Genomic DNA, 18,916 nt, shown 5'->3' with positions numbered 1-18,916 from the left:
TTTCGCAATGAGCAATAACGCGTCTTTCACGCCGCCCAGCCTGTTGCTCAGCACCATCGGGCTGTCGCTGGCGACGTTCATGCAAGTGCTCGACACCACCATTGCCAACGTCGCCTTGCCGACGATTTCCGGCAACCTGGGCGTGAGCTCGGAGCAGGGCACCTGGGTCATTACCTCGTTCGCGGTGAGCAACGCCATCGCACTGCCGCTGACCGGCTGGCTCAGCCGTCGGTTTGGCGAGGTGAAGCTGTTTTTGTGGGCGACGATGCTGTTCGTGCTCGCCTCGTTCCTGTGCGGTATTTCTACCTCGATGCCGGAGCTGATTGGTTTTCGCGTGCTCCAGGGGTTGGTGGCCGGGCCGTTGTACCCGATGACCCAGACCTTGCTGATTGCCGTGTACCCACCGGCCAGGCGCGGCATGGCCCTGGCGTTGCTGGCGATGGTCACGGTGGTAGCGCCAATTGCCGGGCCCATCCTCGGTGGCTGGATCACCGACAGCTACAGCTGGCCGTGGATCTTCTTCATCAATGTGCCCATCGGGGTCTTTGCGGTGATGGTGGTGCGTCAGCAGCTCAAGGCGCGGCCGGTCGTCACCAGCTACCAACCGATGGATTACGTCGGCTTGATCAGCCTGATCATCGGGGTCGGTGCGCTCCAGGTGATCCTCGACAAGGGCAACGACCTGGACTGGTTCGAGTCGAACTTCATCATCATTGGCGCGGTGATTTCGCTGATTGCCCTGGCGGTGTTCGTGATCTGGGAGATGACCGACCGTCATCCGGTGGTCAATCTGCGGCTGTTCGCCTACCGCAACTTCCGCATCGGCACCATCGTCCTGGTGGGGGGGTATGCCGGCTTCTTCGGCATCAACCTGATCCTGCCGCAATGGTTGCAGACCCAGATGGGTTACACAGCCACCTGGGCCGGGTTGGCGGTGGCGCCCATCGGCATCCTGCCGGTGTTGATGTCGCCCTTCGTCGGCAAGTACGCCCACCGGTTCGACCTGCGTCTGTTGGCCGGCTTGGCGTTTCTGGCCATCGGTCTGAGCTGCTTCATGCGCGCCGGGTTCACCAACGAGGTGGATTTCCAGCACATCGCCTTGGTGCAATTGTTCATGGGCATCGGCGTGGCGCTGTTTTTCATGCCGACCCTGAGCATCCTGATGTCGGACCTGCCGCCGCACCAGATTGCCGACGGCGCCGGGCTGGCGACGTTCCTGCGGACGCTGGGCGGCAGCTTCGCCGCGTCCCTGACCACCTGGATCTGGATCCGCCGCGCCGATCAGCACCATGCCTACCTGAGCGAAAGCATCAGCACCTTCGAACCGGCCACCCGCGAGGCGCTCAACCAGCTCGGCGGCGCGAGCACACCGGCCTATGCCCGGCTTGACCAGGTCCTCACCAGCCAGGCGTACATGCTCTCCACCGTGGATTACTTCACGCTGCTGGGCTGGGCGTTCATGGGTTTGATTGTGCTGGTGTGGCTGGCGAAGCCGCCGTTTGCGGCGAAGGCGGGGCCTGCGTCGGCGGGGCACTGATTCAGAAGTGAAATGCAATCCACTGTGGGAGCGAGCTTGCTCGCGATAGCGGCATGACAGTCAACGTTGATGTCGACTGACACATCGCTATCGCGAGCAAGCTCGCTCCCACAGGGATCTCATGGGTTCTTTAATGGCTTGGCAACGCCAACTGCGCATTGCCAAAACCAAACGGCGCCAACGCAAACCCTTGCTCATCCACCTGCAGCGCCCAGCCTTGCTTGTCCCAATCCCCCAGCACGATGCGCCGGGCGGCGTGTTCGCCCAGTTGCAGCTTGTGGATGGCGGGGCGATGGGTGTGGCCGTGGATCAGGGTCTTCACGCCGTATTGCTGCATGATCCGCGGGATCTCTTCGGGCGTGACGTCGACGATGTCATTGGCTTTCATCCGCGTCTGCGTGCGGCTTTCGCTGCGCAGTTTGCGCGCCAGTTTGCGGCGGCTGGCCAGCGGCAGGTGGCGCAGGATGAACAGCGTGAGCGGGTTGCGCAGCCAGCGCCGCAGTTTCATGTAGCCTTCGTCGCGGGTGCAGAGGCTGTCGCCGTGCATCAGCAGCACCGGCTCGCCGTTGAACTGCACGACACTCGGGTCCTTGAGCAGGGTGCAGCCGGCCGCTTTGCAGAAGGCCTGCCCCAGCATGAAGTCGCGATTGCCGTGCATCAGGAAAATGGCCGTGCCGCTGTCGCTCAATTCGCGCAGGGCCTGGCAGATGGAGCGCTGGAACGGCGTCATGGCATCGTCGCCAATCCAGGCTTCGAAAAAATCGCCCAGGATGTACAACGCTTGCGCCGAGCGGGCGCGTGTGGCGAGTAAATCCAGAAACGCCCGGGTAATGTCCGGGCGCTCCTCTTCCAGATGCAAATCTGAAATCAGCAGTATCACTCAATGATCTCGGCTTTCTCGATGATCACGTCTTCTGCAGGGACGTCCTGGTGGCCGGCCTTGGAAGTGGTGGAGACGCCTTTGATCTTGTCGACCACGTCGGTGCCTTCAACCACTTTGCCGAACACGGCATAGCCCCAGCCCTGGGTGGTCTTGCTGCTGTGGTTGAGGAAGCTGTTGTCCGCCACGTTGATGAAAAACTGTGCGGAGGCCGAATGCGGCTCCATGGTGCGGGCCATGGCGACGCTGTACTTTTCGTTCGGCAGGCCGTTGTCGGCTTCGTTCTGGATGCTTGGGCGCTTGTCTTTCTTTTCTTTCATGCCTGGCTCGAAACCGCCGCCCTGGATCATGAAGTTACCGATGACACGGTGGAACACGGTGTTTTCGTAGTGGCCGGCCTTGACGTATTCAACGAAGTTGGCAACGGTCAGCGGCGCTTTCTCAGCGTTCAGTTCCAGGACGATGTCGCCGTGGTTGGTGGTCAGTTTGACTTGGGTCATGATCGGTACTCTTTCAAGGAATTCGTGGGTTTTGGGGCTGTGATGCCCGCAACCGGTCTGGCCGCTAATGGGCCAGGCTGGGCAGTTTAGCGCGCCAGGCACGAATTTCGAGGCTGTTTTTCATCTGGTCGTCGATTAAATTCAATCGTTTACCGACCTGGCCTGTCAGCTGCTTGACAGCATCGGCTATGATACGGGCTTTGATTTATCAGGCCGCACCCGGCCGCGCACTTGTCTGTTCAAGGATCCTATGAGCAAGCCCACTGTCGACCCTACCTCGAATTCCAAGACCGGCCCGGCCGTGCCGGTCAACTTCCTGCGCCCGATCATCCAGGCGGACCTGGACTCGGGTAAGCACACACAGATCGTCACTCGCTTCCCACCGGAGCCCAACGGCTACCTGCACATCGGCCACGCCAAGTCGATCTGCGTGAACTTCGGCCTGGCCCGGGAGTTCGGCGGCGTCACGCACCTGCGATTCGACGACACCAACCCGGCCAAGGAAGACCAGGAATACATCGACGCGATCGAAAGCGACGTCAAGTGGCTGGGTTTCGAATGGTCCGGTGAGGTGCGCTACGCCTCGCAGTATTTCGACCAGTTGCACGACTGGGCGGTGGAGCTGATCAAGGCCGGCAACGCCTACGTCTGCGACCTGACCCCCGAGCAGGCCAAGGAGTACCGTGGCAGCCTGACCGAGCCGGGCAAGAACAGCCCGTTCCGTGATCGCAGCGTGGAAGAGAACCTGGACCTGTTCGCCCGCATGCGCGCCGGTGAGTTCCCGGATGGCGCACGGGTGCTGCGCGCCAAGATCGACATGGCCTCGCCGAACATGAACCTGCGCGACCCGATCATGTACCGCATCCGTCATGCCCATCACCACCAGACCGGTGACAAGTGGTGCATCTACCCCAACTACGACTTCACCCATGGCCAGTCGGACGCTATCGAGGGCATCACTCACTCGATCTGCACCCTGGAGTTCGAGAGCCATCGTCCACTGTACGAGTGGTTCCTCGAGCATCTGCCGGTGCCGGCCCATCCGCGCCAGTACGAATTCAGCCGCCTGAACCTGAACTACACCATCACCAGCAAGCGCAAGCTCAAGCAACTGGTGGACGAGAAGCACGTCAATGGCTGGGACGACCCGCGCATGTCGACGCTGTCGGGCTTCCGTCGTCGTGGCTACACGCCAAAATCGATCCGCAACTTCTGCGAAATGGTCGGCACCAACCGTTCCGACGGCGTGGTGGATTTCGGCATGCTGGAATTCAGCATCCGTGACGACCTGGATCACAGTGCCCCGCGCGCCATGTGCGTGCTGCGTCCGCTGAAAGTCGTGATCACCAACTACCCGGAAGGTCAGGTCGAGAACCTCGAGCTGGCGCGCCACCCGAAAGAAGACATGGGCGTGCGCGTCCTGCCGTTCGCCCGGGAAATCTACATCGACCGTGAAGACTTCATGGAAGAGCCGCCAAAAGGCTACAAGCGCCTGGAGCCTGCCGGCGAAGTGCGCCTGCGTGGCAGCTATGTGATCCGCGCTGACGAAGCGATCAAGGACGCCGACGGCAACATCGTCGAGCTGCGTTGCTCGTACGACCCCGACACCCTGGGCAAGAACCCGGAAGGTCGCAAGGTCAAGGGCGTGATCCACTGGGTGCCGGCTGCTGCCAGCGTCGAGTGCGAGGTGCGTCTGTACGATCGCCTGTTCCGTTCGCCGAACCCGGAGAAGGCCGAAGACAGCGCCAGCTTCCTGGACAACATCAACCCTGACTCCCTGCAAGTACTCACTGGTTGTCGTGCCGAGCCTTCGTTGGGCAACGCACAGCCGGAAGACCGTTTCCAGTTCGAGCGCGAAGGCTACTTCTGCGCGGATATCAAGGACTCGAAACCTGGTGCTCCGGTATTCAACCGTACCGTGACCTTGCGCGATTCCTGGGGTCAGTGATCAAGTCTTAAGGGAAACCCTGTGCTTACGATCTACAACACGCTCACCAAGAGCAAAGAAGTCTTCAAGCCGCTGGATGGCAACAAGGTCCGCATGTATGTCTGCGGGATGACTGTGTACGACTACTGCCATATTGGCCATGGTCGCAGCATGGTGGCGTTCGACCTGGTGACCCGCTGGTTGCGATTCAGCGGTTATGACCTGACCTACGTGCGCAACATCACCGACATCGAAGACAAGATCATCAACCGTGCCCGCGAAAACGGCGAGCCTTACGATGCGCTGACCGAGCGCATGATCAAGGCCATGCATGAGGATGAGGCGCGCCTCAATATCCTCAAGCCGGACCTGGAACCCCGTGCCACGGACCACATTCCTGGCATGCTGAGCATGATCCAGACCTTGATCGACAAGGGCTATGCCTACGCGCCGGGCAATGGCGACGTGTATTACCGCGTCGCCAAGTTCATGGGCTACGGCAAGCTGTCGCGCAAGAAGATCGAAGACCTGCGCATTGGCGCGCGCATCGAAGTCGATGAGTCGAAACAGGACCCGCTGGACTTCGTATTGTGGAAAGCTGCCAAGCCGGGCGAGCCGAGCTGGGAGTCGCCGTGGGGCGCCGGGCGTCCGGGCTGGCATATCGAATGCTCGGTGATGTCTACCTGCTGCCTGGGCGAGACTTTCGATATTCACGGTGGCGGCAGCGACCTGGAGTTCCCGCACCACGAAAACGAAATCGCCCAGAGCGAAGCGGCCACCGGCAAGACCTACGCCAACGCGTGGATGCATTGCGGCATGATCCGGATCAACGGCGAGAAGATGTCCAAGTCCTTGAACAACTTCTTCACCATCCGCGACGTGCTGGAAAAATACCACCCGGAAGTCATTCGTTATCTGCTGGTGTCGAGCCACTATCGCAGCGCCATCAACTACTCGGAAGACAACCTCAAGGACGCCAAGGGTGCCCTGGAGCGTTTCTATCATGCGTTGAAAGGCTTGCCGAATGTGCCTGCGGCCGGCGGCGAAGCGTTCGTTGCACGCTTTACCGAGGTGATGAACGACGACTTCGGCACGCCGGAAGCCTGCGCGGTGCTGTTCGAGATGGTGCGCGAGATCAACCGCCTGCGAGAGAGCGATCTCAATGCGGCGGCGGGGCTGGCGGCGCGTCTGAAGGAGCTGGCCAGCGTGTTGGGCGTGTTGCAGCTTGAGGCTGACGAATTCCTGCAAGCCGGTGCCGAAGGCCGTGTGGATGCCGCCGAGGTCGACGCATTGATCCAGGCGCGCCTGACCGCGCGGGCCAACAAGGACTGGGCCGAATCCGACCGGATCCGCGACCAGCTCACCGCCATGGGCGTGGTGCTGGAAGACGGCAAGGGCGGGACGACCTGGCGTTTGGCGGACTGAAGTCTTACGCAATACCACTGTGGGAGCGAGCCTGCTCGCGATAGCGAAGTGTCAGACAACATTTTTGTCGACTGATACACCGCCATCGCGAGCAAGCTCGCTCCCACAGTTTTTTGCATGCCAGGTCTGGCAATCATCGTTTTATGAGCTAGTACTGTCAGGTCGATTCGACGTTCTCTGACAGGGCTCTTCCATGTTGGCTCATTGGTCTCTGGCGGCAATTCATCTTCTGGCGTTCGCCCTCGGGTTCTGGGCGGTGCTGACGCGCGGCACGGCGCTACGACGCTTGGCGGGCGGTGCGGATGCGGTTCGAAACGTGCTGATGGCGGATAACGTGTGGGGGCTGTCGGCGCTGGTGCTGCTGGTGACCGGTGGGATGCGCGCTTTTGGTGGCTATGAAAAGGGCTCGGACTATTACCTGCACCAACCCCTGTTTCATCTGAAGATGACCTTGTTCCTGTTGATCCTGCTGCTTGAAATTGCGCCGATGATCGCCTTGATCAAATGGCGCATAGCGCTGGGCAAAGGGGGGACGATCGATCCATCGAAGGCCGGCCGGTTTGCCCGGGTCAGCCACATAGAAGCCTTGTTGCTGGTCCTGATGGTGATCGCCGCCACCGGTATGGCCCGGGGCGCAAGCATGAGCTGACCGGTCGCGTACGCCTGCTTCGCTGCCATTAAAACGAAACGTCTGACAGCCATGCTACTTGCCATGCCAGTAGTATCGGTTTCACGGGCTGGACGAAAAATCAAAGGCGGGGTGAAGCAGGGTACGGCACGGTCTGCCTGGAATCTTTAGCCAGCCTTGCGGCGATGCGAACGGGCTGGCTACGGACTACCGCAAGGCTCAGGGAGTCTGCGGTTTGTCGGGGGCGGTAAGGCCTGCCTGAATGCGCTGATAAATTTCTTCGCGATGCACCGCAACGTTTTTCGGGGCATTGATGCCGATCCGGACTTGTTGGCCACTCACGCCCAGAATGGTGATCGTGATGTCGTCACCAATGTTTATGCTTTCACCGACTTTGCGGGTGAGTATCAGCATGGTGTTCTCCTTGATTGCTTTATAGGGCACCTGATTCAGACAGTGCAGATGTCGGTACTGCTTATAGATTAGTGCTAAGTGTCACAATGTGGGTGCCTCTTTCTGACGCGCAGACGCAGCATTAATTCCCAGGGTGCGACTATACAGAGACGCCGGACAGGATTCTCGTGTTTTGAGCATTGTTTGCGGCGTTCTTGGTGGATGTGAGTGCTAAAATCCGTGCCTCATGTCTTCCAGGGGAAAACGTTGTGCGCAAATTGGCTTGGGTTATCGCGGTACTGGTACTGGCAGGGTGTGGTGAAGGGCGTGATGTCCAGGCACCGAAGCCGAAATCGGTGGCGGCTTCCACACCCGCGGCTGCCTCTGCGCCGCAGTGGGGCGTCGAGGTTCGAGGCGAGACTCCGCAGGCTGTCAGCGACCTGACCGCGTGGCTCCTTGAGCACAGTTTCATGTCCAACGTGGTGCGAGAAAACGGCAAGGACCGCGTCCTGGTCGGCCCTTTCAATGCCAAGGCCGAAGCTGAAGCAAAACAGGAAGAGGTCTCTGCCGCTCTGGTTCGAGCGAAAAAGCGCAACATCGAATTGCAGGTGGTGGATTACCCGAGCGCCCAATAATCGGGCGGGACAAAAAAGTCAGTCGAACCACAAAACCTGTGGGAGCGAGCTTGCTCGCGATAGCGCCGGATCAGCCAACGTCGATGTTGACTGGCATGCCCCTATCGCGAGCAAGCTCGCTCCCACAGTCGATTTGCGCTGTTCACAAATGTGAGGATCAACCACAGGCCTTCATATCCACCGGGCCGACGAACTCGTTCCCGCGTCCCATGACGCACGCCACGCTCTGGTTACGCTGGCGTTCCCAGCTTTGTACCGGGTAGGTCTTGTCCCAGGCTTCATACAGGCGCCGGTCCTGTTTCGAGAGGCGCAGGCCGTATTGTTTACTCATGTAGAAATACGTCCGGGCGATCATTCCCCGGATAGAAGGCCGAGGCATGACTTTTTTGGCCTTGAAATCCACCTGGGTCAGGCAGGAGCCGTACTGACCCGTTTGTACCGGCAGCCAGCCAAAACTGAAATTGCTGCGATCGCCATTCACTTCCCCGATGCTCGGCACCAGGTTGTGAAGGTCGGCCTCGGCCCGTTGATAGACCGGGTCATAGCGGGTGCAGTTTTTGCGACCGCCTTGTTGCCAGCATTGACGCTGATGACCGATCTGCCACGCCGGGACGATGTGCTCCCACTCGATGCGCGCGGCGCGCCTGGCATTTTTGCGCGGTACATAACCGCAGGCTTGCAGGTTCACACGATTGCCGGTGTATTTGCAGCCACAGTAAAACTCGGTGGATTGTGGTGCGTAGAGTTTCCAGGCGACTTTCTTGGCTTCGTTAAAGGTGCGGGGCGCGCCGGCCTGTGCCCCCAGGGCGACGAAGACGAGCAATAAAGCAAAACAACGTACGATCATCAGGCTCAATCTTCCTTCGGCACAACCCAGAAAACCTGCACGCCACCGTCGTCGCGATAGGCGAGGGTCACGTTGTCGTTCTCGTCGATTTCTTCCAGCAAGCGCTCCCACTCATCCACAGGCTCGTCGGGAAGACGGAAGATCAGGGCTGCCTTGGCTTTTTGTGCGGTGGGGGAGTTGATGATTTTCGAGACCCGTAGGCCGAGTCGCGTATAGGAATCTAAAGGGGTAGTTGCAGCGGAGGGCGTGGCCACAGGATTATCCTTATTAAGCTGTACGTGCATACAGTATTTAACCGTAGGCATTTACGCAACTGCTTAAAATTCAAGAAAATCGTCTGACAGCACTTTTTTCGTTTTGGTGTAGGAGAAAGGAATTTTTTATTGGTAGGCATAAACGGGTGGATCCACCGCTCTGGCCTGCGACGGATTGGTGCGAGGGCTAAAGAAATTGCCTCGGCGGGCGATGTTCTGTGTAGGAATCCCATCCATGGAGTTTTGTTATGTCGTTTTCTGTCGGCTTTCCCAATGCGGCGGCCGTGACCATTGGCGGTCAATCCGCAGCCACCCTGAAGGCTTTGAACGAGGCGGGTGCCGAGGCCGCCGATGAGGCCTTGGGCGAAACGCAAGCGCCCGGCAAGGTCCGTACGAATATGGGGGCTGAAGCGACCGATCAGGCGCAAGAGAGCGGCAGCACCCAGAGCATTGCCGTCCAGATATTGCTCAAGCGAATGCAGGAGCTTCAGCAACAGCTCAGAGAGCAGCAACAACAGTTGGCTGCCGCGCAGGCGCGCGCTTATCCGACCGCGGAAGCCAAGACCTCGGCGGTCATGGCGGTCCAGGGGCAAATTGCCGATACCAGTGGTGCATTGTTGGAGGTCACCGGCCGTTTGGTAACAGAACTGGCGAAGGGGGCCAGTTCAGGGGCAATGGTCAATACAACGGCCTGATGCCTGGACGTTGCGGATAAAACCGCAACGTTGACAAATCCGCGAAGCCTTACCATAGTTCATTTTACGCAAACGTTTGCGCGGCGTTCCGTGCGATGATTTGCTCACAATAATCATAAGATCGGAGTGAACCTATGAAGTTGCCATTCGCTGGACGCCTTCTCGCTGTTGCAATGCTCGCGGCCGCATCCGCTGCGTTGCCTTTCTCCTCGGCATTCGCCCAGACCGCTGAAAAACCCAAGGTCGCCCTGGTCATGAAATCCCTGGCCAACGAATTCTTCCTGACCATGGAAGACGGCGCCAAGGCTTATCAGAAGGAACACTCCGCTGATTTCGACCTGATCTCCAACGGGATCAAGGATGAAACCGACACCGCCAACCAGATCCGTATCGTCGAACAGATGATCGTGTCCAAGGTCGATGCCCTGATCATCGCGCCTGCGGACTCCAAGGCCATGGTGCCGGTGATCAAGAAAGCCGTCGACGCTGGCATCACGGTGATCAACATCGATAACCAGCTCGATCCGGCCGTGGTCAAGAGCAAGAACATCAACGTGCCGTTCGTAGGTCCGGACAACCGCAAGGGCGCGCGCCTGGTGGGTGAGTACCTGGCCAAGCAGCTCAAGGCCGGTGACGAGGTCGGCATCATCGAAGGTGTGTCCACCACTACCAATGCTCAGGCGCGTACTGCGGGCTTCAAGGATGCGATGGAAGCCGCGCAGATCAAGGTCGTCTCCCTGCAGTCCGGCGACTGGGAAATCAACAAGGGCAACCAGGTTGCCGCGTCGATGCTCAGCGAATACCCGAACATCAAGGCACTGCTGGCCGGTAACGACAGCATGGCGGTTGGCGCGGTATCGGCAGTGCGCGCGGCGGGCAAGGCGGGCAAGGTGCAAGTGGTCGGTTACGACAACATCAATGCCATCAAGCCCATGCTCAAGGACGGTCGCGTCCTGGCGACTGCCGACCAGTTTGCTGCCAAGCAAGCGGTATTCGGTATCGAGACGGCCTTGAAGATTCTCAAGGGCGAAAAAGTCGACAGCGGTACCAACGGCGTTATCGAAACTCCGGTCGAGCTGGTGACCAAGTAGTTATCCTGGCGACACAATGACGCTCGCCCATCCGGGCGAGCGCATGGAGAGTTTTTTATGTCCGTTTGCGACCCGAACGCTGTCCTTTCTGTCAGCGGCATCGGCAAGACCTATGCCCAGCCCGTACTGAGCGGTATCGACCTGACGTTGATGCGCGGGGAGGTGCTGGCGCTGACCGGGGAAAATGGCGCTGGTAAAAGCACCTTGTCCAAGATCATCGGTGGGTTGGTGACGCCGACGACCGGGCAGATGCAGTTCCAAGGACAGGATTATCGTCCCGGTAGCCGTACCCAGGCCGAAGAGCTGGGGGTGCGGATGGTGATGCAGGAACTCAATCTGTTGCCGACCCTTTCCGTGGCCGAAAACCTGTTTCTCGACAACCTGCCCAGCCATGGCGGCTGGATCAGTCGCAAGCAATTGCGCAAGGCAGCGATCGAAGCCATGGCCCAGGTAGGGCTCGATGCGATCGATCCCGACACCCTGGTGGGTGAGCTGGGTATCGGTCACCAGCAGATGGTCGAAATCGCCCGCAACCTGATCGGCGATTGCCATGTGCTGATTCTCGACGAGCCGACCGCCATGCTGACGGCCCGGGAGGTCGAGATGCTCTTTGAGCAGATCACTCGCCTGCAGGCACGGGGCGTGTCGATCATCTACATTTCCCATCGTCTCGAAGAATTGGCGCGGGTGGCCCAACGCATTGCGGTTCTGCGCGACGGCAACCTGGTCTGCGTCGAGCCGATGGCCAATTACAACAGCGAGCAACTGGTCACATTGATGGTCGGGCGGGAGCTGGGCGAGCACATCGACCTCGGTCCTCGCCAGATCGGCGCGCCGGCCCTGACGGTTAAAGGGCTGACGCGTTCGGACAAGGTCCGTGATGTGTCCTTTGAAGTGCGCAGCGGCGAGATCTTCGGCATCTCCGGCTTGATCGGGGCAGGGCGCACCGAGCTCTTGCGGTTGATCTTCGGCGCCGATGCGGCCGACAGCGGCACCGTGGCGCTGGGCTCGCCGGCCAAGGTGGTGAGCATTCGCTCCCCGGCCGATGCGGTGGGCCATGGCATCGCCCTGATTACCGAGGACCGCAAGGGCGAAGGCCTGCTACTGACGCAATCCATCGCCGCGAACATTGCCCTGGGTAACATGCCGGAGATTTCCAGCGCTGGTTTGGTCAATGGCGGCGAAGAGCTGGCATTGGCTCAGCGGCAGATCGACGCCATGCGCATCCGCAGTTCCAGCCCGACGCAGTTGGTGTCCGAGCTGTCGGGCGGCAATCAACAGAAAGTGGTGATCGGTCGCTGGCTCGAACGCGATTGCTCGGTGCTGCTGTTTGATGAGCCGACCCGTGGCATCGACGTCGGCGCCAAATTCGACATTTATGCACTGCTCGGTGAGTTGACTCGCCAGGGCAAGGCGCTGGTCGTGGTATCCAGTGACCTGCGGGAGCTGATGCTGATTTGTGACCGCATCGGCGTGTTGTCCGCCGGGCGCCTGATCGACACCTTCGAGCGCGACAGCTGGACCCAGGATGACTTGCTTGCCGCCGCATTCGCCGGCTACCAGAAACGTGATGCGTTGCTCAACGAAGCAGCGCCTAGGGATCTTTCATGAAAACCGCATCCGCCGTCGGCAAATCGACTGGCAACTTCTATGGCCTCGGTACCTACTTGGGCCTGGCCGGCGCGTTGCTGGCCATGGTCGCGCTGTTCTCGGCACTGAGCAGCCATTTCCTGTCCTATGACACCTTCAGCACCTTGGCCAACCAGATTCCAGACCTGATGGTGCTGGCGGTCGGCATGACTTTCATCCTGATCATTGGCGGTATCGATCTGTCGGTGGGCTCGGTGCTGGCACTGGCGGCATCGACGGTGAGCGTGGCCGTTCTCGGCTGGGGCTGGAGCGTCTGGCCGTCGGCATTGCTTGGCATGGCCGTGGCGGCGCTGGCGGGGACCGTTACCGGTTCGATAACCGTGGCGTGGCGGATTCCATCCTTCATCGTGTCCCTCGGCGTGTTGGAAATGGCCAGGGGCCTGGCGTACCAGATGACCGGTTCGCGTACGGCCTATATCGGCGACTCCTTCGCCTGGTTGTCCAACCCCATCGCCTTCGGCATTTCGCCCTCGTTCATCATTGCCTTGCTGGTGATCTTCATTGCCCAGGCAGTGCTGACCCGCACCGTGTTCGGTCGCTACCTGATCGGCATCGGCACCAATGAAGAAGCCGTGCGTCTGGCGGGCATCAATCCAAAGCCCTACAAGATCCTGGTATTCAGTCTGATGGGGTTGCTGGCCGGTGTGGCGGCGCTGTTCCAGATTTCCCGCCTGGAGGCGGCGGATCCGAATGCCGGCTCAGGGCTTGAGTTGCAGGTGATCGCTGCCGTGGTGATCGGTGGTACCAGCCTGATGGGCGGGCGCGGTTCGGTCATCAGCACCTTCTTTGGCGTGCTGATCATCTCCGTGCTGGCGGCCGGCCTGGCGCAGATCGGCGCCACCGAGCCGACCAAGCGCATCATTACCGGGGCGGTGATCGTGGTTGCAGTGGTGCTCGACACTTATCGCAGCCAGCGCGCCAGTCGGCGGGCCTGAAGTATGGCGACGATCAAGGATGTGGCGGCGCTCGCGGGGATTTCCTATACGACCGTGTCCCACGTGGTGAACAAGACGCGGCCGGTCAGCGAAGAAGTGCGACTCAAAGTCGAGGCTGCGATCGAGCGCCTCGACTATGTGCCCAGTGCCGTGGCTCGCTCGCTCAAGGCCAAGACCACGGCGACTATCGGCCTGTTGGTACCCAATAGTCTGAACCCGTACTTCGCCGAATTGGCCAGGGGCATTGAGGACTACTGTGAGCGCAACGGCTATTGCGTGATCCTGTGCAACTCCGACGACAACCCGGACAAGCAGCGCAGTTACCTGCGAGTGCTGCTGGAAAAACGCATCGACGGCTTGATCGTCGCGTCCGCCGGCGGCGACGTCGGCCTGGCGCAAGGGCTGGCCAATGTGCGCACGCCCATGGTCATCGTCGACCGTGGGCTCGACGGCGTTGACGCGGACCTGGTGCGCATCGACCATGAGTACGGCGCCTACCTGGCGACCCGGCACCTGTTGGAGTTGGGGCACCGCGATATCGCTTTTATCGGCGGGCCGGCGGACACCAGCGTGGCGCAGATGCGTCTGGCCGGTTACTGCCGGGCGCTGAAAGAGGCGGGGATCGAGCTGCCTGTCGAGCGCATGCTTGAAAGCGATTTCACCAGCCCCGGTGGTTACCGCGCCGCCGCCCAACTGCTTGAGCAGCAGCCGCCGAGCGCGATTTTTGCGGCCAACGACATGATCGGCATTGGCGTGCTGCGCGCCGCTGCCGAACGTAACGTACGCGTGCCCAGCGAACTGTCGGTCATTGGTTTCGATGACATCCAGATGAGCCGTTATGTCTACCCGGCGTTGACCACAGTGGGGCAGTCGATCCTGCAGCTTGGTGAGATGGCCGCCGAAGTGCTGTTGCGGCGGATCGCCACGCCGGCGCTTGCCACCGATCAGCGGATCGTGACGCCCAGCATTGTCTTGCGTGAGTCGACCGCACCGTTGTCCGGTGCGTTCGCCCAATACCGCTGAACCGAATTGAAGAGTAGTGATGTATGCCAGCAAAAGTAGTGGTAGTAGGCAGCCTGAACATGGATTTGGTGACCCGGGCACCACGGCTGCCCCGGGGCGGTGAGACGCTGATCGGTGAGTCGTTTTCCACCATTGCGGGCGGCAAGGGCGCCAACCAGGCTGTGGCCGCCGCGCGCTTGGGGGCGCAGGTGTCGATGGTCGGTTGCGTGGGCAGCGATGCCTACGGCCAGCAATTGCGCGGGGCGCTGCTGGCCGAGGGCATCGATTGCCAGGCGGTCAGCGTGGTGGATGGCTCCAGTGGCGTGGCGCTGATCGTCGTCGATGACAATAGTCAGAATGCGATCGTGATCGTCGCCGGTGCCAACGGTGTGCTGACGCCGGAGGTCCTGGACCGTTTCGATGAGGTGCTGCAAAGCGCCGATGTCATCATTTGCCAGCTCGAAGTACCGGACGCCACTGTCGGTCATGCCCTCAAGCGCGGTCGCGAATTGGGCAAGACGGTCATCCTCAATCCGGCGCCGGCCTCCCATGCGTTGCCGCCCGACTGGTACGCCTACGTCGACTATTTGATCCCTAATGAAAGCGAAGCGGCGGTCCTGAGCGGGCTGGCGGTGGACTCCCTGGAAACCGCCGAAGCTGCCGCGACGCACCTGATCGCCGCCGGTGCCGGCAAGGTGATCGTGACGTTGGGTGCCCAGGGGCTGATGTTCGCCAATGGCTCGAGCTTCGAGCACTTTCCGGCGCCGCTGGTCAAGGCCGTGGACACCACGGCGGCAGGGGATACCTTTGTCGGCGGCTTTGCGGCTGCCCTGGCCGGCGGCCAAAACGAGGTCGAAGCGATTCGTTTCGGCCAGGTCGCCGCAGCGCTGTCGGTCACTCGCGCAGGCGCGCAACCCTCCATCCCCACCTTGCTGGAAGTACAGGCTTTCAAATCATGAAAAAAACGCCGTTGTTGAATGTGGCACTGTCGCGGCTGATCGCCTCCCTTGGTCACGGCGACAAGGTGGTCATCGGTGACGCTGGTCTGCCGGTGCCGCCCGGGGTCGAATTGATCGACCTGGCGCTGACCCATGGCATTCCCGATTTTGTCAGTACCTTGAAGGTAGTCCTCAGCGAAATGCAGGTGGAGCGCCATGTGCTGGCCGAGGAAATCTTCGATAAACAACCGTCGGCCCTGACGACGCTGGAGGCGCTGCACGCCGAAGGTGCGCTGGGGACGCGGGAGCGCGTCAGCCATGAACAGTTCAAGATCCTCAGTCGTGAGGCTCGGGCGATTATCCGCACCGGAGAGTGTTCGCCGTACTGCAACATCGTACTGATCGCTGGAGTCACGTTCTAATCCTGTCAACCTGCACAAGGAGTGCGCCATGCACCGCTATGCCCAGAAAATGCACCAACTGGTCCGGAGTCTGCTGCTTTTGTCATTGATCACCGCTACAAGCGCCCAGGCGGCGGAAAAAATCGACTTGATCATCGACACCGACCCTGGGGCCGATGACGTGGTGGCGCTGCTGTTCGCCCTGGCGTCCCCTGAAGAGTTGCATATCCGTGCGCTGACCACGGTCGCCGGCAATGTGCGATTGGACAAGACCTCCCGCAACGCTCGCCTGGCACGGGAGTGGGCGGGGCGCGAAGACGTGCCGGTGTATGCCGGTGCACCAAAACCGTTGATGCGCACGCCAATCTATGCGGAAAACATCCATGGCAAGGAAGGCCTGTCGGGTGTCACCGTGCACGAGCCGAAGAAGGGGCTGGCCGAGGGCAATGCCGTCAACTACTTGATCGACACCCTCAAGGCTGCCAAGCCCCACAGCATCACCATTGCCATGCTCGGTCCGCAGACCAACCTGGCCCTGGCGCTGATCCAGGAGCCGGACATCGTCCAGGGCATCAAGGAAGTGGTGATCATGGGCGGTGCGCATTTCAACGGTGGCAATATCACGCCGGTGGCTGAATTCAACCTGTTCGCCGATCCACAGGCGGCGGAGATCGTCGCGAAAAGCGGCCTGAAGCTGACGTATCTGCCCTTGGACGTGACCCACAAGGTTCTCACCAGCGAAGCGCGCCTCAAGCAGATCGCCGCGCTGAACAACAACGCCAGCAAGCTGGTGGGCGATATCCTCAACGAATACGTCAAGGGCGATATGGAGCACTACGGCATGACGGGTGGGCCGGTGCATGACGCAACGGTGATCGCCTACCTGCTCAAGCCGCAATTGTTTACCGGTCGTTCGGTCAACCTGGTGGTGGACAGTCGCGAAGGCCCGACTTTCGGGCAGACCATCGTCGACTGGTACGACGGCCTGAAGGCGCCCAAGAATGCCTTCTGGGTGGAGAACGGTGATGCCCAGGGTTTCTTCGACCTGCTGACCGAGCGTCTGGCACGCCTCAAGTAACTTGCCTCGCGGCGGGCCCGCAGGCCATGGCCTGCGGGTGCTCGAGCTTCACTCAACCGTTTCGGTGACGTTCGGATATCGCTCGAACGCCTGCTGGATGAATTTCTGCGCGGCCTCCGTTCCCAGCTCCTTGACCAACAGGTCTATACCAATGATTGCCAGTTCCTCCGCGGTACTGGGGCTGTAGGAGCTGTGTCCCTCTGACCATTTGGCATTGATGGTGACTTCGATGCTGACGGTGCTCATGGTGGGGCTCGCGAGTTGGGAGGTCTGTAGGCGGAGTTAACCATTTTTGCAGCGGGTTTGGCACTGCGACTTAGGCATCGGGTGAGGGCTGTGCGACACTTGTTTTTTTGACTTCTGAAGGAGCCCTGCCGTGCAGATCGATTTGAACGCGCCTGATGGGTTGACCCTTGAGTCTGTTCGTCAGTTGCTCGCTTCTGCCAGTGATGACGAGCACACCCAATTGCGTGTGACCAAGGGAGGGATCGCCTATTTGTCTTCGGGGGTGGTGGGTGGCGTTGACATCGATGGCTTGCTGTTTCGTCTTGAAACGTGGGCCAAAGGGTCGGGCTACGTCGGTCGAGTCGCGGCCAGTGACGAGGTCTGGGTCATGCAGATTTACAATGCGCTGAAAGACAACTGGCCAAATCCACCCTTTGATTACATTGACGTCTACTGAGCGTCGTTCATATTCAGTCACGATTCATGCCTGAACAGAGCGGTTGGGTCAGGCAAACTGCCGGTTTCTCCTGGGGCAGGCAGGCTGATGGCCGTGGTGTTGAAACCAAGCGCTGTTCGGGCTGTCGCACGCTCTCTGTTTATTTATCGAAAAAGGAGGCTTCATGCCTTGGAAGCTCGTGTCATTGGGTGCTTTGCTGGGCGCCGCGTTCTTGAGCGGTTGCAGCAGCACCTCTGAATCGACCCCTGACCCTGTGGCAGCCGAGACCGGCCACAGCCGCTGCGAAGCCAAGGCCGCGGAGTTCGCCATTGGCAAGCAGGCCTCGCCGCAATTGCTGGAGCAGGCGCGCGCCCGCGCTGGCGCGCAGAATGCCCGGATTCTCAAGCCCAACGACATGGTGACGCTTGAGTACCGCTCCGACCGCCTGAATCTCAGCACCGACGCCAACCTGGTGGTCAACCGGGTGAATTGCGGCTGATAGTCGGTTTTCAATCGCCCATAAAAAACCCCGTCACATGGACGGGGTTTTTTTAGTGCGCCGAGAAATTACTCAGGGCGAACTTGTGCAGCTTGCATACCCTTTTGGCCTTTCTCAGCCACGAAGGAAACGGTCTGGCCTTCTTTCAGGCTTTTGAAACCGTCGCTTTCGATAGCTTTGAAGTGTACGAACAGGTCGTCACCGCCACCTTGAGGAGTGATGAAGCCGAAGCCTTTTTCATCGTTGAACCATTTAACGGTGCCGGTTTGGCGATTAGACATGGTGTATCTCCAAGAAACATATATTTTCAGTGTACTGTGCTGCTCAGGCCAACTGGGCACACCCGGGTATCATAGTCGAAATGTTCGATTTGGGAGCCCCCCGCAGGCACTGTTTGCCAATCAGTCGTGTTTTCTTTACCGCCTGAGGCGGCTGAAAGCCCCGGTTTTAAAGGCTTTCAGCGCAAAGTAAAGACGATAAAAAAAGCTGTAAAACCTGCATAAATAGTACGAAAAAGCGCTTTTTTTGGCCTTTTATCGGCCCCGGGCTGCATCAAAGGCTCCAGTTATTCACTTTTTCGCAGGCGCATTGGCCTTGCATTTGGCGATCTCGCCAAGGGCTTTCTGCTGCAATTCGGCGGTGGCCTTGTTGTCCATCAGCGCCTGGATATCACTTGCCGGGTAGGATTTGATGGCGTCGGCGCCACAGGCACAGTGGGATTTCGCCGCTGCTACACCAATCTGTGGGGTAGCAGCCTGCGTGCACTGGGCCATGTATTTATCCCGCTCGCCCTTCGGCCAGTCGGCGTGGGCACTCAACGGCAGCAGCAGGACAATGGGGGCGACTACGGCGAACAGGGTATTGAGACGCATGCGAGGATGCTCCTTGTGGGTCAATGTGCTGTTATTCGAGGGCTCTAGGGCCTATCAAGTTCAGCACT

Annotated in this window: 23 protein-coding genes; 15 read left to right on the top strand and 8 right to left on the bottom strand. The window is 60.0% G+C overall.

The window, feature by feature from the left end; translation table 11 throughout:
• Window positions 1-7: 7 nt before the first annotated feature.
• On the top strand, window positions 8-1,537 hold the full coding sequence (locus SGN16_RS19115; protein WP_210639562.1) for a DHA2 family efflux MFS transporter permease subunit: 1,530 nt from the start codon (window positions 8-10) through the stop codon (window positions 1,535-1,537).
• A 130-nt stretch (window positions 1,538-1,667) separates the two neighbouring features.
• Here the strand turns inward: SGN16_RS19115 and lpxH are convergent, their stop codons facing one another.
• Together lpxH and SGN16_RS19105 are read right to left on the bottom strand one after the other, a co-directional pair.
• The gene (gene lpxH / locus SGN16_RS19110; protein ID WP_210639561.1) at window positions 1,668-2,417 is read right to left on the bottom strand and encodes a UDP-2,3-diacylglucosamine diphosphatase; all 750 of its coding nucleotides are present in this window, start codon (window positions 2,415-2,417) and stop codon (window positions 1,668-1,670) included.
• Complete coding sequence (locus SGN16_RS19105; protein ID WP_210639560.1) at window positions 2,414-2,917, bottom strand: peptidylprolyl isomerase; 504 nt, start codon at window positions 2,915-2,917, stop codon at window positions 2,414-2,416. Before SGN16_RS19105 ends, lpxH begins: the two co-directional genes overlap by 4 nt.
• 250 nt (window positions 2,918-3,167) lie before the next feature.
• On the opposite strand from SGN16_RS19105, the gene SGN16_RS19100 reads away from it, so the two are divergent.
• From SGN16_RS19100 to SGN16_RS19090, 3 genes are all read left to right on the top strand, one after another.
• Window positions 3,168-4,865, top strand: coding sequence for a glutamine--tRNA ligase/YqeY domain fusion protein (locus SGN16_RS19100; RefSeq protein ID WP_335944384.1), 1,698 nt, complete (start codon window positions 3,168-3,170; stop codon window positions 4,863-4,865).
• A 21-nt stretch (window positions 4,866-4,886) separates the two neighbouring features.
• Window positions 4,887-6,269, top strand: a complete 1,383-nt coding sequence (gene cysS, locus SGN16_RS19095; protein ID WP_135846218.1) for a cysteine--tRNA ligase — start codon at window positions 4,887-4,889, stop codon at window positions 6,267-6,269.
• 193 nt (window positions 6,270-6,462) lie between these two features.
• The gene (locus SGN16_RS19090) at window positions 6,463-6,918 is read left to right on the top strand and encodes a DUF2214 family protein (protein ID WP_210639558.1); all 456 of its coding nucleotides are present in this window, start codon (window positions 6,463-6,465) and stop codon (window positions 6,916-6,918) included.
• Window positions 6,919-7,116: 198 nt separating this feature from the next.
• Here the strand turns inward: SGN16_RS19090 and csrA are convergent, their stop codons facing one another.
• The gene (gene csrA, locus SGN16_RS19085; protein ID WP_003179932.1) at window positions 7,117-7,311 is read right to left on the bottom strand and encodes a carbon storage regulator CsrA; all 195 of its coding nucleotides are present in this window, start codon (window positions 7,309-7,311) and stop codon (window positions 7,117-7,119) included.
• Between the two features lie 248 nt (window positions 7,312-7,559).
• On the opposite strand from csrA, the gene SGN16_RS19080 reads away from it, so the two are divergent.
• On the top strand, window positions 7,560-7,925 hold the full coding sequence (locus SGN16_RS19080; RefSeq protein ID WP_210639557.1) for an SPOR domain-containing protein: 366 nt from the start codon (window positions 7,560-7,562) through the stop codon (window positions 7,923-7,925).
• Window positions 7,926-8,082: 157 nt separating this feature from the next.
• Here the strand turns inward: SGN16_RS19080 and SGN16_RS19075 are convergent, their stop codons facing one another.
• Together SGN16_RS19075 and SGN16_RS19070 are read right to left on the bottom strand one after the other, a co-directional pair.
• A complete protein-coding gene (locus SGN16_RS19075; protein ID WP_335944383.1) occupies window positions 8,083-8,772 on the bottom strand; it encodes an endonuclease I family protein in 690 nt (229 codons plus the stop codon).
• 5 nt (window positions 8,773-8,777) lie between these two features.
• On the bottom strand, window positions 8,778-9,077 hold the full coding sequence (locus tag SGN16_RS19070) for a DUF1654 domain-containing protein (RefSeq protein WP_176689649.1): 300 nt from the start codon (window positions 9,075-9,077) through the stop codon (window positions 8,778-8,780).
• Window positions 9,078-9,274: 197 nt separating this feature from the next.
• Between SGN16_RS19070 and SGN16_RS19065 the strand changes: the two genes are divergently transcribed.
• The 8 genes from SGN16_RS19065 (at window position 9,275) to SGN16_RS19030 (ending at window position 16,816) form a co-directional block, all read left to right on the top strand.
• Complete coding sequence (locus SGN16_RS19065; protein WP_335944382.1) at window positions 9,275-9,721, top strand: hypothetical protein; 447 nt, start codon at window positions 9,275-9,277, stop codon at window positions 9,719-9,721.
• A gap of 134 nt (window positions 9,722-9,855) precedes the next feature.
• Window positions 9,856-10,812 carry a sugar ABC transporter substrate-binding protein gene (locus SGN16_RS19060; RefSeq protein WP_210639554.1) on the top strand — a complete coding sequence of 319 codons (957 nt, stop codon included), beginning with the start codon at window positions 9,856-9,858 and terminating at the stop codon, window positions 10,810-10,812.
• A 57-nt stretch (window positions 10,813-10,869) separates the two neighbouring features.
• Window positions 10,870-12,423, top strand: a complete 1,554-nt coding sequence (locus SGN16_RS19055; RefSeq protein WP_335944381.1) for a sugar ABC transporter ATP-binding protein — start codon at window positions 10,870-10,872, stop codon at window positions 12,421-12,423.
• Complete coding sequence (locus tag SGN16_RS19050; RefSeq protein ID WP_210639552.1) at window positions 12,420-13,397, top strand: ABC transporter permease; 978 nt, start codon at window positions 12,420-12,422, stop codon at window positions 13,395-13,397. Before SGN16_RS19055 ends, SGN16_RS19050 begins: the two co-directional genes overlap by 4 nt.
• A gap of 3 nt (window positions 13,398-13,400) precedes the next feature.
• Window positions 13,401-14,420: a LacI family DNA-binding transcriptional regulator gene (locus tag SGN16_RS19045; protein ID WP_210639551.1), complete on the top strand. Its 1,020-nt coding sequence runs from the start codon at window positions 13,401-13,403 to the stop codon at window positions 14,418-14,420.
• Window positions 14,421-14,443: 23 nt separating this feature from the next.
• Window positions 14,444-15,358, top strand: a complete 915-nt coding sequence (gene rbsK / locus SGN16_RS19040; RefSeq protein ID WP_335944380.1) for a ribokinase — start codon at window positions 14,444-14,446, stop codon at window positions 15,356-15,358.
• The gene (gene rbsD, locus SGN16_RS19035; RefSeq protein ID WP_335944379.1) at window positions 15,355-15,759 is read left to right on the top strand and encodes a D-ribose pyranase; all 405 of its coding nucleotides are present in this window, start codon (window positions 15,355-15,357) and stop codon (window positions 15,757-15,759) included. Before rbsK ends, rbsD begins: the two co-directional genes overlap by 4 nt.
• A gap of 28 nt (window positions 15,760-15,787) precedes the next feature.
• A complete protein-coding gene (locus SGN16_RS19030) occupies window positions 15,788-16,816 on the top strand; it encodes a nucleoside hydrolase (protein WP_210639548.1) in 1,029 nt (342 codons plus the stop codon).
• Between the two features lie 48 nt (window positions 16,817-16,864).
• Here SGN16_RS19030 and SGN16_RS19025 read toward each other — a convergent pair whose 3' ends face one another.
• Window positions 16,865-17,062, bottom strand: a complete 198-nt coding sequence (locus tag SGN16_RS19025) for a hypothetical protein (protein ID WP_210639547.1) — start codon at window positions 17,060-17,062, stop codon at window positions 16,865-16,867.
• A 130-nt stretch (window positions 17,063-17,192) separates the two neighbouring features.
• Between SGN16_RS19025 and SGN16_RS19020 the strand changes: the two genes are divergently transcribed.
• Both SGN16_RS19020 and SGN16_RS19015 read left to right on the top strand, forming a co-directional pair.
• On the top strand, window positions 17,193-17,498 hold the full coding sequence (locus SGN16_RS19020) for a hypothetical protein (protein WP_109754693.1): 306 nt from the start codon (window positions 17,193-17,195) through the stop codon (window positions 17,496-17,498).
• 163 nt (window positions 17,499-17,661) lie between these two features.
• Complete coding sequence (locus SGN16_RS19015; RefSeq protein WP_210639546.1) at window positions 17,662-17,976, top strand: I78 family peptidase inhibitor; 315 nt, start codon at window positions 17,662-17,664, stop codon at window positions 17,974-17,976.
• Between the two features lie 68 nt (window positions 17,977-18,044).
• Here the strand turns inward: SGN16_RS19015 and SGN16_RS19010 are convergent, their stop codons facing one another.
• Window positions 18,045-18,257: a cold-shock protein gene (locus SGN16_RS19010; RefSeq protein ID WP_003179963.1), complete on the bottom strand. Its 213-nt coding sequence runs from the start codon at window positions 18,255-18,257 to the stop codon at window positions 18,045-18,047.
• Between the two features lie 288 nt (window positions 18,258-18,545).
• Window positions 18,546-18,848 (bottom strand): hypothetical protein, encoded by a 303-nt coding sequence (locus tag SGN16_RS19005; RefSeq protein WP_335944378.1) that lies wholly within the window; start codon window positions 18,846-18,848, stop codon window positions 18,546-18,548.
• Between the last annotated feature and the right edge of the window lie 68 nt (window positions 18,849-18,916).

Origin of the sequence: Pseudomonas sp. G166 (assembly GCF_037027455.2) — a bacterium.
Lineage (GTDB): Bacteria > Pseudomonadota > Gammaproteobacteria > Pseudomonadales > Pseudomonadaceae > Aquipseudomonas.
The sequence above is the reverse complement of the archived record's forward strand: the minus strand, read 5'-3'. Positions and strand labels throughout refer to the sequence as shown.